We start from the raw sequence: 15,659 nt of genomic DNA, 5'->3' as shown, positions 1-15,659 counted from the left end.
AAATAGTCAACGTACTAATACCAGACGCCCCTTTCTTACGGGCCTACTGGCTGTAGTACGTAGTGTATACGCATAAACGCCAACGGGCAGGCTCGCTCCATTCAGCGTGCCATCGAATGGGTTTGGGTAACCCTTGGCAGACGAATAAATCACTTCGCCCCAGCGGTTGAAAATAGTGACCTCCGCATCAGGAAAGGCTTCAATGCCCGGTAGATCCCATACGTCGTTCAGGCCGTCGCCATTGGGTGAAAAGGCATCAGGTATCCAGACACCATTATAAACGGTAATATGAATCGTGTCTTTGGCGGCACAACCTGTACTGTTTTTTACCTCAAGCATGTAAGTGATGTCATTATCAATTGACATGATGGAGGGGTTGCCCAGGCTCGGATTGTCCAGATACGTAGCGGGTGTCCACTGAAACTGATTCGGGTTGCCGGTATACACAGGATCTAACGTAAACGTATTGCCTTTGTAGGTTGTCAGCGAATCGATTAGTTTAATGGTCGGAATAGGGGCAACGACGGCTACTCGGGTGGCAACCGTTCCGGCACATTCGGGAGCCGCTTTAACGGTATACGTGAGTTTATGGTCGCCAATATCCGCTGATTTCGGACTGAATTGATTCCCCGTTACTCCGACGCCAGCAAACTCGCCCCCCGGCGGACTACCCACGAGCGTATACACCGGATTGTCGGGACCGCACACCCCCGGAATCGAGTCAAGCGTGACAAGAAGAGGAGCGAGCTGGGTTATCGTGAGTGCGGGAGACGTACCATCACACCCGTAAGAATCGGTAGCCGTCACACTAAAAATTCCGGCTGTTCGGGTCGTATACTGGCTCCCATTGCCACCTACTTTTGTCCCATCTTTTTGCCATTTATAGGCTTCGCCACCGCTGGCATTCAGCGCTAATGAGTCATTTGGGCAAATTCGATTCTGGCCCGACGCCGATTTAATCAGTGCCTGCACGGCTGCCGATCGTTCGAGTGAAGTGGTGTCGCTGCTCGCTTTACAGCCTACCGTTTTCTGGGTCAGTGCCGCGAAGTAACGGCCCGGTTCGGTCGTGAAAAGCGTGTCGGTTGTTTGACCTGGTAAGGCCTGATTGTCCCGATACCATTGATAGGCCAGTCCGGTGTCGCCCACGGCGGTTAGGATAGCAAAACCCGTTGTGGCGCATAAGTGACCGAGGGTACTAATTTTTGCTTTGGCACTGATTTGTTTAACCGTTAACGTATCGGAATCGCCCGACTTGCTGCAAACGGCTTTCTGAGAGACAAGTAACGTATATTGACCTTCATCACGAACCGTGAGCGTTGCGTTGGTCGCGCCCACTATATTGGTCCCATCCCGACGCCATTGGTAATTCCAGTCGAGGTTGACCGTTGCTACCAGAACGGTCGATTCGCCCGTACAAATAGTCGTTGTTGTGACCTTGGGTCTATCCATAATCTGGACAGTCGGCTCGGGTGTTGTTTGGGGCGGGCACTCAACGACCAGCAACTGGAAGTCACGCCGTACTTCGCCAATCTTGACACCACCGCGATATTCTTCCACTTTTACGGCAAAGACAAACAAACCCAATTGAGTCGCCGTCACTGTTAACTGGCCGGTTTTGGCATTTACGCTCAGGGTGGGGCTACCAGGCATGGCATTGGAAGCACTAAAGCCCGAAAGCCAGCTGACATCCGGATAAGGTCCTGCCGAAATCGCATTCTGATTCGTGCCTTTCTGGTTGAGGGGTGTCACCATAGAATACCGAAGCTCGTCGCCATCAGGATCAGTACCACCAAACGGAAACTTGAATGGATCGCCTATGCAGACATATTCGCCATTGATAGTACCGAAATGAGGAGACGAATTCGTGAAATATAGTCCGTTTTGCTGAAGGGCCGGAAATTCAAGGTAAAAGGTGAACCCTGTCTGATCGGGGTTGCTAATGTTATTGATACCAGCGTTACGGTTACGCGTCTGGTATGAAATGTAATAACCCTGGGGATCATTGTAAGAACCCGGAGCCAGCTGAATAGTGGCTTGATACGTAATGACGACAAACCTGAGATTGCGTTGTGCCGCGCAAAATTCATTCGCATAAACGACTGGTTGCTTGGAACCGGTTTGAGTGACGACGAATGTCGTCATTTGCCTATTGTCGCTTTTGCGGAAAATTCCAAGCATCCCAGAAGTAGCCTGGGTGGCTGCTCCACGGGTTCCGTCTTCAATATATTGGGTGACTGTTATCTGGTAATGACCTTGTACGTCGCCAATGTAGCGCATTTCGATTTGCCCGCCTACCTGATGGGTAGCCAGCGCAGGTATAGAGAGGCTCAATAGCAGGAGCCAGAGTAAAAACGGGAAGGTAGAAATGCGCATAAACAAGTCGTTCTAAATCTCCTGCTTGCTGTATAATTACGACTGTGTTAATTGGTACCTCTTCATAGAAATGGGAACCTGTTACTGAGTAATAAACAAACAAGTTACTTCTAATTTGCCCATTGCGCCAGTTCAATGGCCTTTTTACTGTAAAGAAAGATTATCCGTATTTATACGCATCTACAGGAGGCTGGATGCATTCCTGAATTCGCTTACCTGTCAGTCGGCTATTCAGCATAACCTGACCTGATCAGGGTAATGGCTATAGAAAATCGGATATTATTAAGCAATACGTAAAGCAGGTCCGGCCCGTTGCACAGCCATCTTTACGAAGTACTGTGCAACGGGCCGGACCTGCTGAAACGGGAGTCAGATGCCTCATTCATCCAGCATCAACCAGTGTTGCGTGTCATCGTTATCGAGAAAATACCGGCAGGCCAGGTCACTGTTTTCAGCCATGATCGCTCTGATGATCAGGTCGGAACCCATTTTCCCAAATTGGTTGAGATCATTCAGGATAATGGCTATTCGTGCTTTCCTGGGCCAACCAGAATTGCTTTGGTTAAGGCAATGTTGAATAAACCAGTGCAAATCAACCGGATTGAATACGCGTAACTGTCGCAGGTCGATCCGCCACCGTTTGATTTGATGCCGCCTGGCTAAAGCGATCGTAGCCAGTGATCCATCTCTGAAATTTTCGCTGGAGGGAATCCCCACCCACGTTTGCTGCAACAGATGCACACCGCACTCAGTTACTACCGTGACGTGTTCGTTATGATACGTTTTCATTAGGTGCAATAAAACAGCAACGGATTATGATACTTGCGCAGTCAACGTAGCAAATGCTTTTTCTGAATACGCCCGCTGTAATTCGGCTTCAGCCAGGCGGTAGGCATAGACGAACTTATCGTTTTCCTGCTGGATAATACCCATGTCTTCAAGTTGTACAACGTTGTTCCAGATACGTTGCAAACTTCCATAAAACTCATCTTCTGACTGGGATAGCAAAACCTGTAAGGTAGGCTGGGCCGTAGTGTCCGAAGGGGTGGCTGCGGTTGGCATGGCTGTACGTGTCATCTTCTGGGGTATTCAGGTTGACCGCTGTTTCACGGTTTAAGAAGGTAACGTATAGGTCCGGCATCTGATATTGGATTTGGGGCAACCAGGCATTTTAACACCCTTTTTTATATACTTTTAACGATTGACAGATCGGGCTTATGGCTTTATGGCCTGTCTGTTAATGCCGCAGAAACGCTTTTAAGTCTGATAATAGGGGCAATCCCTATGTTTCCTGCCTGCCTATATAGATACGTGAAACTGAGGAGGTCCGTTGCGAATGCCTATCACGATGGGCAAAGAAAAAGCCGGATTGTCACGACAATCCGGCTTTTTTAATAACTCTTATTATTAATACGGCAGCGTATTAGGTGCCCGACGTAATGAACAGCTTCACCTGCATCTGATCGTTCGGCCGTTGCTGATTCCCTAGCACCACCCGCTGAACCAATGATTTCATGCTGAAATAGCCGGTATTAGGGGTTGGAACCGTAAGGATTAGGGGTTGAGGAAGCGATTTCTGTTTTAGAATCTGGCCCAGATAATACGTCAGGTCAAACGTGTACGAATCGGAAATTAACGGTGAATTTGCATCGTAGCTGTAGTAAGTTGTTGCGGCTACAGCGGCTAAAGGATTCGTCCCTCCCGGCACCGTTGCAATCACCTGGTTTTGATTGTTCGTCACGTACAATTCCACCGCGTCCGGGGTTTGACCCGCAATCAGCGCTTGACCTGGAGGAGGAGTATTATCCTGTAAGCTACGCCGAACGGGGCTTATAACTAATAAAGCTTTGTTGATGTCAGCAAATTTTACGGGCCTGTCAAATTGATTGAGATACGGGAATTCAATTCGGGTTTGGAGACCGGCGCCCAGGGCTATAAACGTCGTGTTGTCCGTTAGGCGACTATTAACGGCGTCAGAACGGCTTTTTAACGCACTCAGTGGGGTACCAGTAAAATCAGTTATGAACTTGGTGAAATGGAGTGATGCAATCGGAAATAATAGGCTCACTGCCGTTTGTGCATCATCGACCGTGTGATAATAGAGCCTTAGCCCGCTTGCTCCGGCAGCCGCTGAAAAGCCCGCAATCGTATTATTTGTAGACGTACTGATAAAGGCAAAGCCAGGCAGAAATTTCTCAAGAGACTGGGCATCATTGATCTGACCACTCAGCAGTTGCGAATAAAACGATTGAGCCAGCGCATCAGACGTGCGGAGCCGTATCTGCTTGCCTCGACTTTGTGGCTGGGGCAGTACCGTTTTCTGCAGAAATGGAGTCGCTTCGTACGGAACCGAACTCGTATTGTAATATAACTGAGGAACGAGTGGCTTCGTCAGGCGGTGCACATTGATACTATAGGCAGACGTAGTATCACCGTATACGAATGAATAATTCATCTCCAACACTAATGAATCTAAAACCAGATTCGTTTGCGTGGAAAGCGTGTTGGCCGTATAGTCAAGCTCGGCAAAAGCACGCATGCTTAATTGCCCACTTTGGGGGTCACTCCAGCGCCCGACCAGTATGTCATTATCGGCCGACGTAATAAACGAATCAGGCTTCATGACCGTCGATGACCGAACCGTTATTGTGTCAATAGATTGTATTGTCAACTCCTGTGGGTTGATGACCGACTGACCGACGTTAAGATCACCCGATTGACAGGCAAACAACAATATACCGGTTAGCAAGAGCAAACCGGCGTACCAGAAAGTACGCATAAGCAATGAATTCAGGGAATTTTTACGCCTAATTGACGTAGCTCTTCGTTGGTCAGCGTAGGCAACGCCTTCGTCTGTTGTATTTTCTCAATCACCCGCTCACCGACCCGTTGGGCCTGTTCCTGGCTGGAAAAACCAACCATACCGGATTGACCCGGTATGGTTGGCTGATGAATGAATAGGTTACCGTGATTCAGAATATCATACCCCCAACCCGATGGCGTTGAAAATACCTGAACCTGATAGGGGTTCTGCCGGCGGTAGATTTGATACCCTGTCAGACTAGCTAAAGCGATCAGGATCAGGATCAATCCCACTCGAATCAGACGAGTCCGAGACGGTCGATTTTTGTTCGTATTGATGGCGTTTGGCACGCTTACAGTACTTGCTCAATGGTTGGGTCAAAATCCCACAAGTCATCATAAGGCGCTGAAAGACTGCTACCACCCGTGGTAACGTATCCCTTATTGCCGATAGCAAACCCAATGGCATACGCGCGGGGTGCACCTTCAAAAGCACCTAGTGATGCCCAAAGATCAGTGGCAGGGTCATATTCCCACACCGTAGTACCGGTCGACGTACCACTTCCCAGCGTGACATAGCCTTTACCACCTACCGCAAAACCAACGCCGTAACTGCGGGCAATAGACGCCTGATCGGTGGTGAAGTCTAGCTTCTGCGTCCAGACATCCGTAGCCGGATCATACACGTACCAGTCTTTCTGCTGGGTTGAGTTGTTGTTTCCCGTACCAACATACGCCATGTTGTTGATGACGAACGAAACAGCACCTACCCGTTTGGCACCACCGTAGCTGGCTACCTTCGCCCAGGTGTTAGACGTTGGTTCGTAGGACCAGATGTCTTTCAGGTAGTTACCGTCATTGCCGGTTCCAACGTAGCCTTTCGCTCCAATGGCAAATGACACGGCCTGATAACGGGCTGTTCCACCAAAATCGGCTACCTTTTTCCAGGTGTTGGCGGCTGGGTCATACTCATAAAAGTCTTTCAGTAGATCGCCGTTCACGTTGATACCCGTGCCAATGTAGCCTTTGTTATTACTGGTGGCAAAGCCTACACCGAAATTACGGGCTGCACCAAGGTAGTTAGCCTTTTGCGTCCAGGCGTTTTTGGCGGGATCGTAGGCCCAGAAATCCTGCAGGCGCTGGCTTTTATTGTCGAGCCCGGTGCCCATATAGGCGATGTTGTTAAGAACGAAATTGGAGGCTCCCGTGCGGGCTACGCCTTCAAATTCCGATTTAACTGTCCAGTCACCCAGGGTTGCTACCGTGCTGGAGCCACTGCAACCGACCAATAAGCCGGTCCAGCCTAGGCAAAGAACGCCCAACGCCCAGTTGATGCGCTGCTGTTTTTTTGTTTTCTTAGTTACAAGAGCGGAAAGAGTCTCAGAAGCTACGGATTGTGACCGAGAGTCGGTTGCCGAAAGAAATCGAAATGGTAAATGAATCATGAAAACGAGCGTAAACGAACGGACTAAAATGTAAAGTTATATCAATTTGAGTTAAGAACGGCGATTTTGCCGCCCGGATCAGCCTGAATCAATCTGGAGCGAAGCCATTGGGCGTTGCCACAGGACATTGCTTTGTCGCTGAAATAGAGAATAAGTAGGTTTGACAAAATTACGTCAAACACCTATTACTTAGCAACGTGGGGCTTTCATAAAAATTCTTAATTGTTGCCATATACACCAAACCTTTGCTAAAAAATGAAACGATTACGTCACAAAGACCCCCTTTGTGACGTAATCGTTGGAATGACAGTTGAAAGACTGGACTTATAATTTTAACGTTTTGAGCACTTTAACCATTGACTGGCCACCCGCCTTTCGTTGAATAGACGATCTGAGGGGCTTCAACGGATTGGTGGTAACACCTGAACGCGTGCTGGCACTACCCGAGATCTGCGCCAGAGCTGTGCTTAATAAGGCTTCTTTCGTATCGCCCAGCGGCAACAGATTAATAGGTTCTTCTACTTCTATGTTAGGTGTAAAGCCGGTTGAATAGTCGGATTTCCCGGCACTGTTGAACGATTTAAACACAATTGGCTGCATGCCCCACTTAAATCTTCCGCTGTCGTCGGTAACGGTAATCGAACCAACGTTTTTGCCGTAAGTTGTTGTACCAATGGTCGTTACCGTCATGTAGGGGCGCAAGCCATTGATGATCAATTCGCTGGCCGACGCCGTATTGTCTGTTGTCAGCACAAATACCCGCGAGAGGTTACTACCAATGTTCTGCGATTTATCCAGGAAGTTCTGAATGAAAAAGCTGCTGCCGTATTGGGGATCGTTAAGGAGAAGGGGTGTAATGGTGGCGTTCCATTCTTCACGGAAATACAACTTGCTCGAACTGATGCCTTTACCGATAAGACTGGCCAGGTTTGCCGACGAAGACGTATAGCCACCTGGGTTGTAACGCAGGTCAAGGACCAGCTCGTTGACGCCCTGTGCTTTAAAGTTGTTGAAAATAGCGTCGACCTGGTTGTCGTATGTGTGGTCATCCGGGCCGGATGGACCCGTAACGAACTGGTTATAAACAAAATATCCAACCTTTTTGCTGCCAACCGTGTAGACAGAGTCCATAAACACCGGATTCTCCTGGAAAACCGTTGCCGTTACGGTTACTGTTTTGTCGGTATCCACCAGCGATTGCCCGCTCAGTGAGGCCAGACCATAGGTGAACGTAGTACCCGTGAACAACAAATCCGAGTAGTTCGTGGTGCTAAGCGACGTACCGGCTACTTTCGAGATAATATCACCCCGTTTCAGGCCCGCTTTGGCGGCTGGTGAATTGGGTAATACGTAAAGCACCTGGGCGATTACATCGGTTGAACCCGATGAACGGAGGTACAAGGTAAAATTCATCCCGGTTGTGGTCGATTGTCCACTCAGTTCGGATTTTAACGTATTGCCGTCATCTTCAATCCACGAAAAACGGTCGCCCGTGGGGTTGGTCGTGGCGTTGTAGGTGTTCAAAATGGACGAAAAGAATTTGTCGGGGGCTAGCGTTGTATCGGGATTGGCCGGAATCTTATCATTCCAGTAATATAGATACCGCATCTCGTCCAGAATCCAGCCATCTACTGACTGACTCGCGCTGGACGACGTGCTAAGCTGTGGGGTGACGTCGTCTGTCGTCTTTTTGCAGGCTGATAGGCAGACAACGAACCCGGCAATGAGTAGCCAGTTCAGCGACCATACACGCTTTGGAAATTGATAGTTGAAAGTGTTCACAACGTATTTTTTCATGTGATTTTTCTGTAAATAGACTGCATTACTTATCGACCTTACGACAAGAAGAAGCCTACTGTTGCACAGCGGATTAATAGATAGTTGGATTTAACGACAGTTTAATGAAGTTCATCGACGTATGGACAAATTGAATCGACAGGGACAGGGCGGGGTGAGACGAAAATCGACGCCATGTTTGGGACAAAATAAACTTGTATCAGCGTATAAGAAGAACAATCGAGTGAAGCCGTATGTTCGTAGATAACGATTAGTAATCAATAAAATTTATAGATTTAATAGATTTATAATTCTTTCATTTTGTACTCACTAGGGTAATCCCTAAAATGAAGCCGCAGGCCCGAAAAACAGGTCAGAGCGGCATCGACCAATGTGAGTTAGTTTGTATCTTTGACAGAATAAACAGAATCCAATCAAGTATCCTGTGGAAAGACGTAATGCGTTAAAAACAATGGCTGGTGCCGTTGGTGGGCTTATTAGTCTGCCTGCCTGGGCCAATGGCTGGACGACCGAAACTGTCCATTCAACCCACCAGATTCTCTCACGTGGCCAGGTTAATTTGCTGGCCGAAATGGTTGAAACGATTATTCCAGCAACGGACACGCCCGGCGCTAAAGCCCTCAACGTTCATCAGTTTATTCAAAAAATGGTGGCGGACTGCTACGCGAAGCCAGCACAGGAAACCTTTCGCACGGGCCTCGATTCCCTGGATGGATTGGCACAGAAAGCATTTTCGAAACCCTTTGCTGAGGGAGACGTAGCGCAACGAACAGCCTTGCTAACACAACTCGGACAATCGACCGAGCCAGCGCAAAAAAACTTCTATTCGTTGGTTAAGGGCTTGACGATCCGAGGCTACATGAGTTCGGAGTACGTCATGACGAACCTGACTCACTATCAATTTATTCCCGGTCATTATTACGGCTGCGTGCCAGTTCAGGCAAAAGCTGTTACTCAACCTAAATAAGTTAAAAAGAAGTCGTCAGTCGATAGTCAATAACCGCAACGGCGGACCGCAACTATTGACTATCGACTGACGACTTATCACTGACGACTCTTTTCTATGTCCTACTTAAATATCGACGCTCAAGCCCTCAATACCTACGATGCCATTGTTATTGGTTCCGGTATCAGCGGAGGCTGGTCGGCCAAAGAACTGACGGGCAAAGGTCTCCGGACGCTCGTTCTTGAACGCGGTCGCGATGTGCGCCACGTGACTGATTACCCAACGACCAACACGCAGCCGTGGGAATTTGAACACCGTAATCAGCTCCGGCAGGAGGTGCGGGATGCCAACCCGATCATCAGTAAGTGTTACGCGTTTTACGAAGGCACTGAGCAATTTTTCGTGAAAGACGCCGAACACCCCTACGTTCAGGACAAACCGTTTGATTGGATTCGGGGCTACCAGGTGGGCGGAAAATCGCTGATGTGGGCACGCCAGACCCAGCGGTGGAGTGACTTTGATTTCGAAGGACCTGCTCGTGATGGATTCGCTGTCGATTGGCCCATTCGTTATGCTGACATTGCGCCCTGGTATAGTTACGTCGAGAAGTTTGCCGGTATTACGGGGAATAAGGATGGTATTGCTACGTTACCCGATGGTGAGTTTTTGCCTCCGCATGAGTGGAATTGCGTGGAGAAACATTTTCAGTCGAAAATAGCGGCCCGTTATAAAGACCGACACGTGATCATGGGGCGGGCGGCTCATCTGACGCAGCCCAAACAGGTACATTATGATCAGGGACGGGCGCAGTGCCAGCACCGGACCATCTGTGAGCGGGGCTGTCCGTTTGGGGGTTACTTCAGCAGCAATTCGACGACAATTCCCTGGGCCGCCAAAACGGGCAAGATGACGCTACGTCCTAACTCCGTCGTTCATTCCATTATCTACGATGAGAAGAAGGGCAAGGCAACCGGCGTGCGGGTGATTGACACCAACACGAAGAAGATGACAGAATATTACGCCCGCATCATCTTCCTGAATGCGGCCGCGTTGAACTCGAACCTGGTCCTGCTGAATTCCACATCGAACCGTTTTCCGAACGGGCTAGGCAACGACAGTGGTGTATTAGGTAAATATGCCGCTTTCCACAATTACCGGGCGGGCATCTCGGGCGAATACGATGGTGATCTCGACTCGACTACGGACGGTCGTCGTCCCAATAGTCCTTACATTCCACGCTTCCGCAACGTATTGAAACAGGAAACGGGCTTTTTACGAGGCTATGCCGCTGGTTTTTCGGCTGGTCGATCCTCGAATTCCGATCAGAGTTTAGTGGGGGCAGATCTCAAACAGAGTTTATTAAATCCGAAACTCGGTGGTTGGCATGTTGGCTCGCACATGATGGGTGAAACGATCCCGAAAGAGTCCAACTACGTAGCACTTGATAAGAACCTGAAAGATCCGTATGGGATTCCGCAACTGAAAATTTCCATAGCCTACGACGACAATGACGATAAAATGGTGAAGGATTATCAGGAGCAGATGACAGAGATGTTTACCGAAGCGGGTTTCAAAAACATTCGCGTACGTGACGACCACCGCAACCCCGGCCTCGATATTCACGAAATGGGTGGTGTGCGCATGGGTAAAGACCCCAAAACGTCGATGCTCAACAAGTGGCACCAGCTTCATGCCTGCAAAAACGTATTCGTGACCGACGGCGCCAGCATGACCTCAACGTCAACGCAAAATCCATCCCTGACCTACATGGCCTTCTCCGCCCGTGCCGTCGATTATGCCGTAAAAGAGATGAAAAAAGGATTGCTATAAGCGAGATTTTTTGCGTAGTACAATGGGGTTGGGCTTGAAAGTCCGACCCCATTGTGTTTTAACTCCATTCTCCCGGACTTGCGTTCGATCGATCAATAACGCCAACCTCAGTATGCGGGTGCAATAAATAGCTTTTGATAAAAACATACCCAATTTTATCAAACTCATGTACAAACCTTTTCTCGGTCTTACCTGCCTGCTCGCTTCGCTGGTAGCGACGAACTGCCTGGGCGACAGCAATTCCGGCAAGCATCCCACAAACACACGTAACATAAAGAAAGAGAATCCTTCTGCGGACTTGAAGCTTCCGGCGGGTTTTGCCGGCACGATCGTCGCGAAAGATCTGGGTTCGGCCCGGCACATTGCCATCAGTAAAACCGGAGATATCTATGTGAAACTCGCCAAGTTGAAAGACGGGAAAGGAATTTATCGGCTGCGTGACACCAATAAAGATGGCGTGATCGATGAACAGGTCGGCTTCGGTGATTATCCAGGCACGGGGATTCTCATCAAAAATGGTTATCTGTATACGTCTTCGAATAGCGCTATCTACCGCTACAAACTCAATGAGAATCAGGAGGTCATCAATCCTGAACAGCCCGAAAAATTAGTGTCGGGTTTACGGGAAAAAGATCGTGATAAATCAAAGTCGATTGCAGTTGACAATCAGGGTAATATCTATGTCAACGTAGCGTCCGACAATGATGCCTGTCGGGAGGCAGGAACCGGGAAAGGAATCATGCCGTGCCCGTTGCTGGATTCGGTGGGTATCTGGCGCTTTAAAGCCAGCGTGCCCAATCAGACCACGTCTGATGGTGTCCATTATGCAACGGGTTTGAAGAACGTAGTGGGGCTGGATTGGAATGATAAAACCAACTCCTTATTTGTGACGCAGCACGGTCGGGGTAAATTCGATGATTTTTATCCGCAGTACTACACTCCAAAGCAAAGCGCCGAGCTGCCCGCCGAAACCATGTATGAAGTGCACCAGGGCGATGATGCGGGCTGGCCGTACATCTACTTTGACTATGTTCAGAAAAAGAAAATTCTGGCGCCGGAATACGGCGGTGATGGCAAAAAAACAGGCGCTCCCAAGGCGATAAATCCGGTAGCGAATTTCCCGGCTCATATGGGCCCGAATGGGTTGTTATTTTATACCGGAACCGGCTTTCCTGAACGCTACCGGAATGGTGCATTTGTGGCCTTTCATGCGCAATCGTCGGTTTTATACAAAGGGTATCTGGTTGGCTTTATCCCGTTTAAAAATGGTAAACCCGCAGGCCCATGGGAAATTTTTGCCGATAATTTTGCCGGTACAGACCTGGCTAAACCAACTGGTCCTGTTCAGCATCGGCCCTGTGGGCTGGCGCAGGGCCCGGATGGCTCATTATACGTAACGGATGATTTAAATGGAACGCTTTTCAAAATTAGTTACAGTGGAAAGGCGACAGCATCGGCGAAAAAATAAGCATCTTCGCCATAGTTCATGAATAGACTGACCGGTGAGCGATACTCACCGGTCATTTTGTTTGCGGGTATCAACTGACGACCAGGCGTTTAACAAACATTAACTTGGCGAAACATAACGAATAAAGAATCTTTGCAGACCTATAAAATTCGTATCTACATACGTATTAATTGCTTGAAATGAGGTACGTACTCATACTTGCTCTCGCCGGATTTCTGGTTCAGCCGTCCAGCGCCCAAACAACCTATGCTGTTGACGATACCGCTTATGTAAAAGCCGTCGAGAACGCTTTTGCCTCTCTGAAACAGGGTGATTGCAAAACGTGCTTGGCTCAGTACCAACGTGCCTTTGCGATTTCGAAGAAGAGCGCTATGAGTACACTACGTGCGGCCGTTTGTGCATACCAGTGTCAACAGACTGAACTGGCACGTATCTACATTAGTAAGGCTACGTCAATCGACTTCTGGATTAGTGAGGATATTTGGGAAAACCGCAACGACTATCCCGAATTCGAGATCTTGCGAGCCAGCTCATTAATGGCTGACTTTCAGGCCAGTGTTGATAAGCAAAAAATAACAGAGGGTCGGAACCCAATTCTTGAACGCGAACTGAAGGAAATTTTTCGGGCAGACAATCAACCCCGTTTGCGGCTGGATTCGATTGGTCGGCAATATGGGTTTAATTCTCCGCAGACTAAATCGCTTTGGACAGAAATAAGCCGTGTTGATTCAATAAACTTATCTAAAATTGAGCGTATTCTACAGCAATATGGGTATCCAGGAAAACATCTCGTGGGGGAGAAACAGAACATCACCGCCTGGCTGGTTATTCAGCATTCGCCATTGGCTATTCAGGAAAAGTACTTACCTATGATCCAGAAAGCAGCTGATCAGGGTGAATTGAACAAGTCGAGTGCAGCGCTTCTGGTAGATAGAATCCGGGTATATAAAGGTCAAAAGCAACTCTACGGTTCTCAGGTAAGGTTAGGTGCAGGTGCCAATGACAAAAATTCATTTGATCCGATTGAGGATGAAATCAATGTCGATAAGCGACGGGCGGATGTAGGATTACCTCCCATTAAAGACTACGCCCGGCAATGGGGCATAGAGTATATTCCTCCGAAAAAATAAACCAATCAGGGGCTGATCGAGTAATCACTTTATGAGCATCCATATTGGTACGTCGGGCTGGAGTTACGACCATTGGCAGGGCGTTTTATACCCAGATCATACGCCCGTTCATGATCGATTGGGTTACTACGTTCAGCGTTTTCAGACGGTCGAACTGAACAGCAGTTTCTATCGCTGGCCGAAGCAATCCACCTTTGCCAGCTGGCGACGGCGTTTGCCCGATGGTTTTCAACTAACCGTAAAAGCACCCCGCGGATTGACTCACGCCAAAAAACTCTACGCGCCCGAAGTCTGGATGGAACGGATCAAAACCTGCTGGCACGAATTGCGTGAGAAACGGGCAGTATTGCTGGTCCAGCTTTCACCCAACCACAGTTACGATTACGACCGACTGGCCTATTTCCTGGATCAGGTTCCTGACTGGATACGCGTGGCAGTCGAATTTCGGCACCCAAGCTGGAATAACGACGCTATATTTACGTTGCTGGAACACCATCAGGCTGCCTACTGCATCATGAGTGGAGCGCACTTGCCGTGTATTCTGCGCGTTACGGCTCCGTTTGTGTATGTGCGTCTGCATGGACCCGATACGGACTGGCTATACGGTGGCTCGTATTCCGATACCGATTTGCACTGGTGGGCCGACCGCATCCGGGAGTGGGCCAGAATGGGGAAAGATGTGTTTGTCTATTTCAACAATGATGGTGGCGGCAACGCGGTACGTAACGCTGAAACGCTACGTTGGATACTCGGGTAGGAGAGGAGATGTATGGGGATAGCTGCTCAAACCTAATTTCTTAACTCACTCGGCAGGTAGCCAAATCGTTTTTTAAAAGCATTCGTGAAATGATGGATTTGACTATAGCCCAATGCGTCAGCTGCTTCGCTGACTGTACGGTTCTCATTCAGTAACAAATGCTTCGCATAATTCAGACGCAACTCAGCCAGGTAGGTGAATACCGTCGTATGGAATAATTCGCGGAAGCCCTTCTTTAATTTAAAATCATTCAGACCAGCCAGACGGGCGACCTCCAGTAAAGTAACGGGTTGGAGAAAATTAGCGTCCAGCCATTCCCGAACCGCCATCAGTTTGTCAACTTCTGTTCCTCGCAAACTCGTTGAACGACTCGACTTAGCCTGATCAAGTTGCTCAAGTTGTAGCGCGACAAGCTCCAGTAGTTTACTCTCCAGAAACAATCGCTTGATTAGTCCTTTGTAGGGACAATGCAGAATGGTATACAGACAGGCTTTCATCGCGGGCGTAATCATGGCATGACAGTCTGCCAGCAATTGTGTTTGCCCTTTCTCTACCGCTTCACCCAATCGCTCCAGCGGGCCAGATGTTCCGTACAGAATACGTTCGAAAAATGCAGTTGAAAATTGAACGACAAAGGTCGCTATATCGGGGCCACTCAGTTGAAGTTCACCCTCGTAGGCAGGTGTATGAATTAGGTTGCACTGCCCCGATTTGTACGTTCGATTGGGCTGACCGGACCGCTGGATTGCACTGCTGCCCGTCAGTTGCAGGAAAACATCAACGGTTGGCCGGGCTTGCTCGGTTCGCAGAATCATATTCTGGTCAAGCTGCGTTTGGGCATGAATGATCGTTACGTTTTCCAAAGCCAGTTCGGTAATCGCCCAGGGTATGACCGGGTCAGAGAGAAGAATTTTCTTCTCTACCAAACCAGCCTGTTTATCGGTCTCAACCTGATACCGGTTTTCGTAGGAAGCAAACTGGCCGGTTGCATTTCTTGCTTTGATAATCATACTCTATAAACAACTTAATGGCTTAATGTTCAGTCGTATAACCAGGATAAAAACGAGTGATCGCGTAAGCCTGCGTTTAGCCGAAAACAAATAAATCCGAA

The 15,659-nt window shown here is 48.7% G+C and carries 13 protein-coding genes; 5 read left to right on the top strand and 8 right to left on the bottom strand.

From position 1 onward, the window contains the following. Nucleotides 1-6: 6 nt before the first annotated feature. The 7 genes from BM202_RS02625 to BM202_RS02595 all read right to left on the bottom strand — a co-directional run bounded on the left by BM202_RS02625 (nt 7) and on the right by BM202_RS02595 (nt 8,417). Entirely contained in the window at nt 7-2,373 is a 2,367-nt protein-coding gene (locus tag BM202_RS02625) for a T9SS type B sorting domain-containing protein (RefSeq protein ID WP_093822895.1), read from the bottom strand. Nucleotides 2,374-2,751: 378 nt separating this feature from the next. Beyond that, nucleotides 2,752-3,162, bottom strand: coding sequence for a hypothetical protein (locus BM202_RS02620; RefSeq protein WP_093822894.1), 411 nt, complete (start codon nt 3,160-3,162; stop codon nt 2,752-2,754). A gap of 24 nt (nt 3,163-3,186) precedes the next feature. After that, nucleotides 3,187-3,450: a hypothetical protein gene (locus tag BM202_RS02615; protein ID WP_093822893.1), complete on the bottom strand. Its 264-nt coding sequence runs from the start codon at nt 3,448-3,450 to the stop codon at nt 3,187-3,189. A gap of 346 nt (nt 3,451-3,796) precedes the next feature. Next, complete coding sequence (locus tag BM202_RS02610; protein WP_093822892.1) at nt 3,797-5,152, bottom strand: DUF4270 family protein; 1,356 nt, start codon at nt 5,150-5,152, stop codon at nt 3,797-3,799. Between the two features lie 11 nt (nt 5,153-5,163). Further along, nucleotides 5,164-5,526, bottom strand: a complete 363-nt coding sequence (locus tag BM202_RS02605; RefSeq protein WP_245776494.1) for a DUF4907 domain-containing protein — start codon at nt 5,524-5,526, stop codon at nt 5,164-5,166. A gap of 2 nt (nt 5,527-5,528) precedes the next feature. Continuing rightward, nucleotides 5,529-6,620 carry a Kelch repeat-containing protein gene (locus BM202_RS02600; protein WP_093822891.1) on the bottom strand — a complete coding sequence of 364 codons (1,092 nt, stop codon included), beginning with the start codon at nt 6,618-6,620 and terminating at the stop codon, nt 5,529-5,531. Nucleotides 6,621-6,944: 324 nt separating this feature from the next. Then, nucleotides 6,945-8,417 carry a S41 family peptidase gene (locus BM202_RS02595; protein ID WP_093822890.1) on the bottom strand — a complete coding sequence of 491 codons (1,473 nt, stop codon included), beginning with the start codon at nt 8,415-8,417 and terminating at the stop codon, nt 6,945-6,947. Nucleotides 8,418-8,868: 451 nt separating this feature from the next. On the opposite strand from BM202_RS02595, the gene BM202_RS02590 reads away from it, so the two are divergent. From BM202_RS02590 to BM202_RS02570, 5 genes are all read left to right on the top strand, one after another. Then, nucleotides 8,869-9,384, top strand: coding sequence for a gluconate 2-dehydrogenase subunit 3 family protein (locus BM202_RS02590; protein WP_093822889.1), 516 nt, complete (start codon nt 8,869-8,871; stop codon nt 9,382-9,384). 96 nt (nt 9,385-9,480) lie between these two features. Then, entirely contained in the window at nt 9,481-11,193 is a 1,713-nt protein-coding gene (locus BM202_RS02585; RefSeq protein WP_093822888.1) for a GMC oxidoreductase, read from the top strand. Nucleotides 11,194-11,359: 166 nt separating this feature from the next. Continuing rightward, on the top strand, nt 11,360-12,661 hold the full coding sequence (locus BM202_RS02580) for a PQQ-dependent sugar dehydrogenase (protein WP_093822887.1): 1,302 nt from the start codon (nt 11,360-11,362) through the stop codon (nt 12,659-12,661). Nucleotides 12,662-12,840: 179 nt separating this feature from the next. Further along, nucleotides 12,841-13,791, top strand: coding sequence for a DUF6624 domain-containing protein (locus tag BM202_RS02575; protein WP_093822886.1), 951 nt, complete (start codon nt 12,841-12,843; stop codon nt 13,789-13,791). A 31-nt stretch (nt 13,792-13,822) separates the two neighbouring features. Next, a complete protein-coding gene (locus BM202_RS02570; protein ID WP_093822885.1) occupies nt 13,823-14,548 on the top strand; it encodes a DUF72 domain-containing protein in 726 nt (241 codons plus the stop codon). 32 nt (nt 14,549-14,580) lie between these two features. On the opposite strand, the gene BM202_RS02565 is transcribed toward BM202_RS02570, so the two are convergent. Next, complete coding sequence (locus BM202_RS02565; protein WP_093822884.1) at nt 14,581-15,558, bottom strand: helix-turn-helix transcriptional regulator; 978 nt, start codon at nt 15,556-15,558, stop codon at nt 14,581-14,583. Between the last annotated feature and the right edge of the window lie 101 nt (nt 15,559-15,659).

It is taken from the genome of Spirosoma endophyticum, assembly GCF_900112365.1.
Taxonomy (GTDB): Bacteria; Bacteroidota; Bacteroidia; order Cytophagales; family Spirosomataceae; genus Spirosoma; species Spirosoma endophyticum.
Note: the sequence above shows the minus strand (reverse complement) of the source record. Positions and strands in the feature narration are given on the sequence as shown.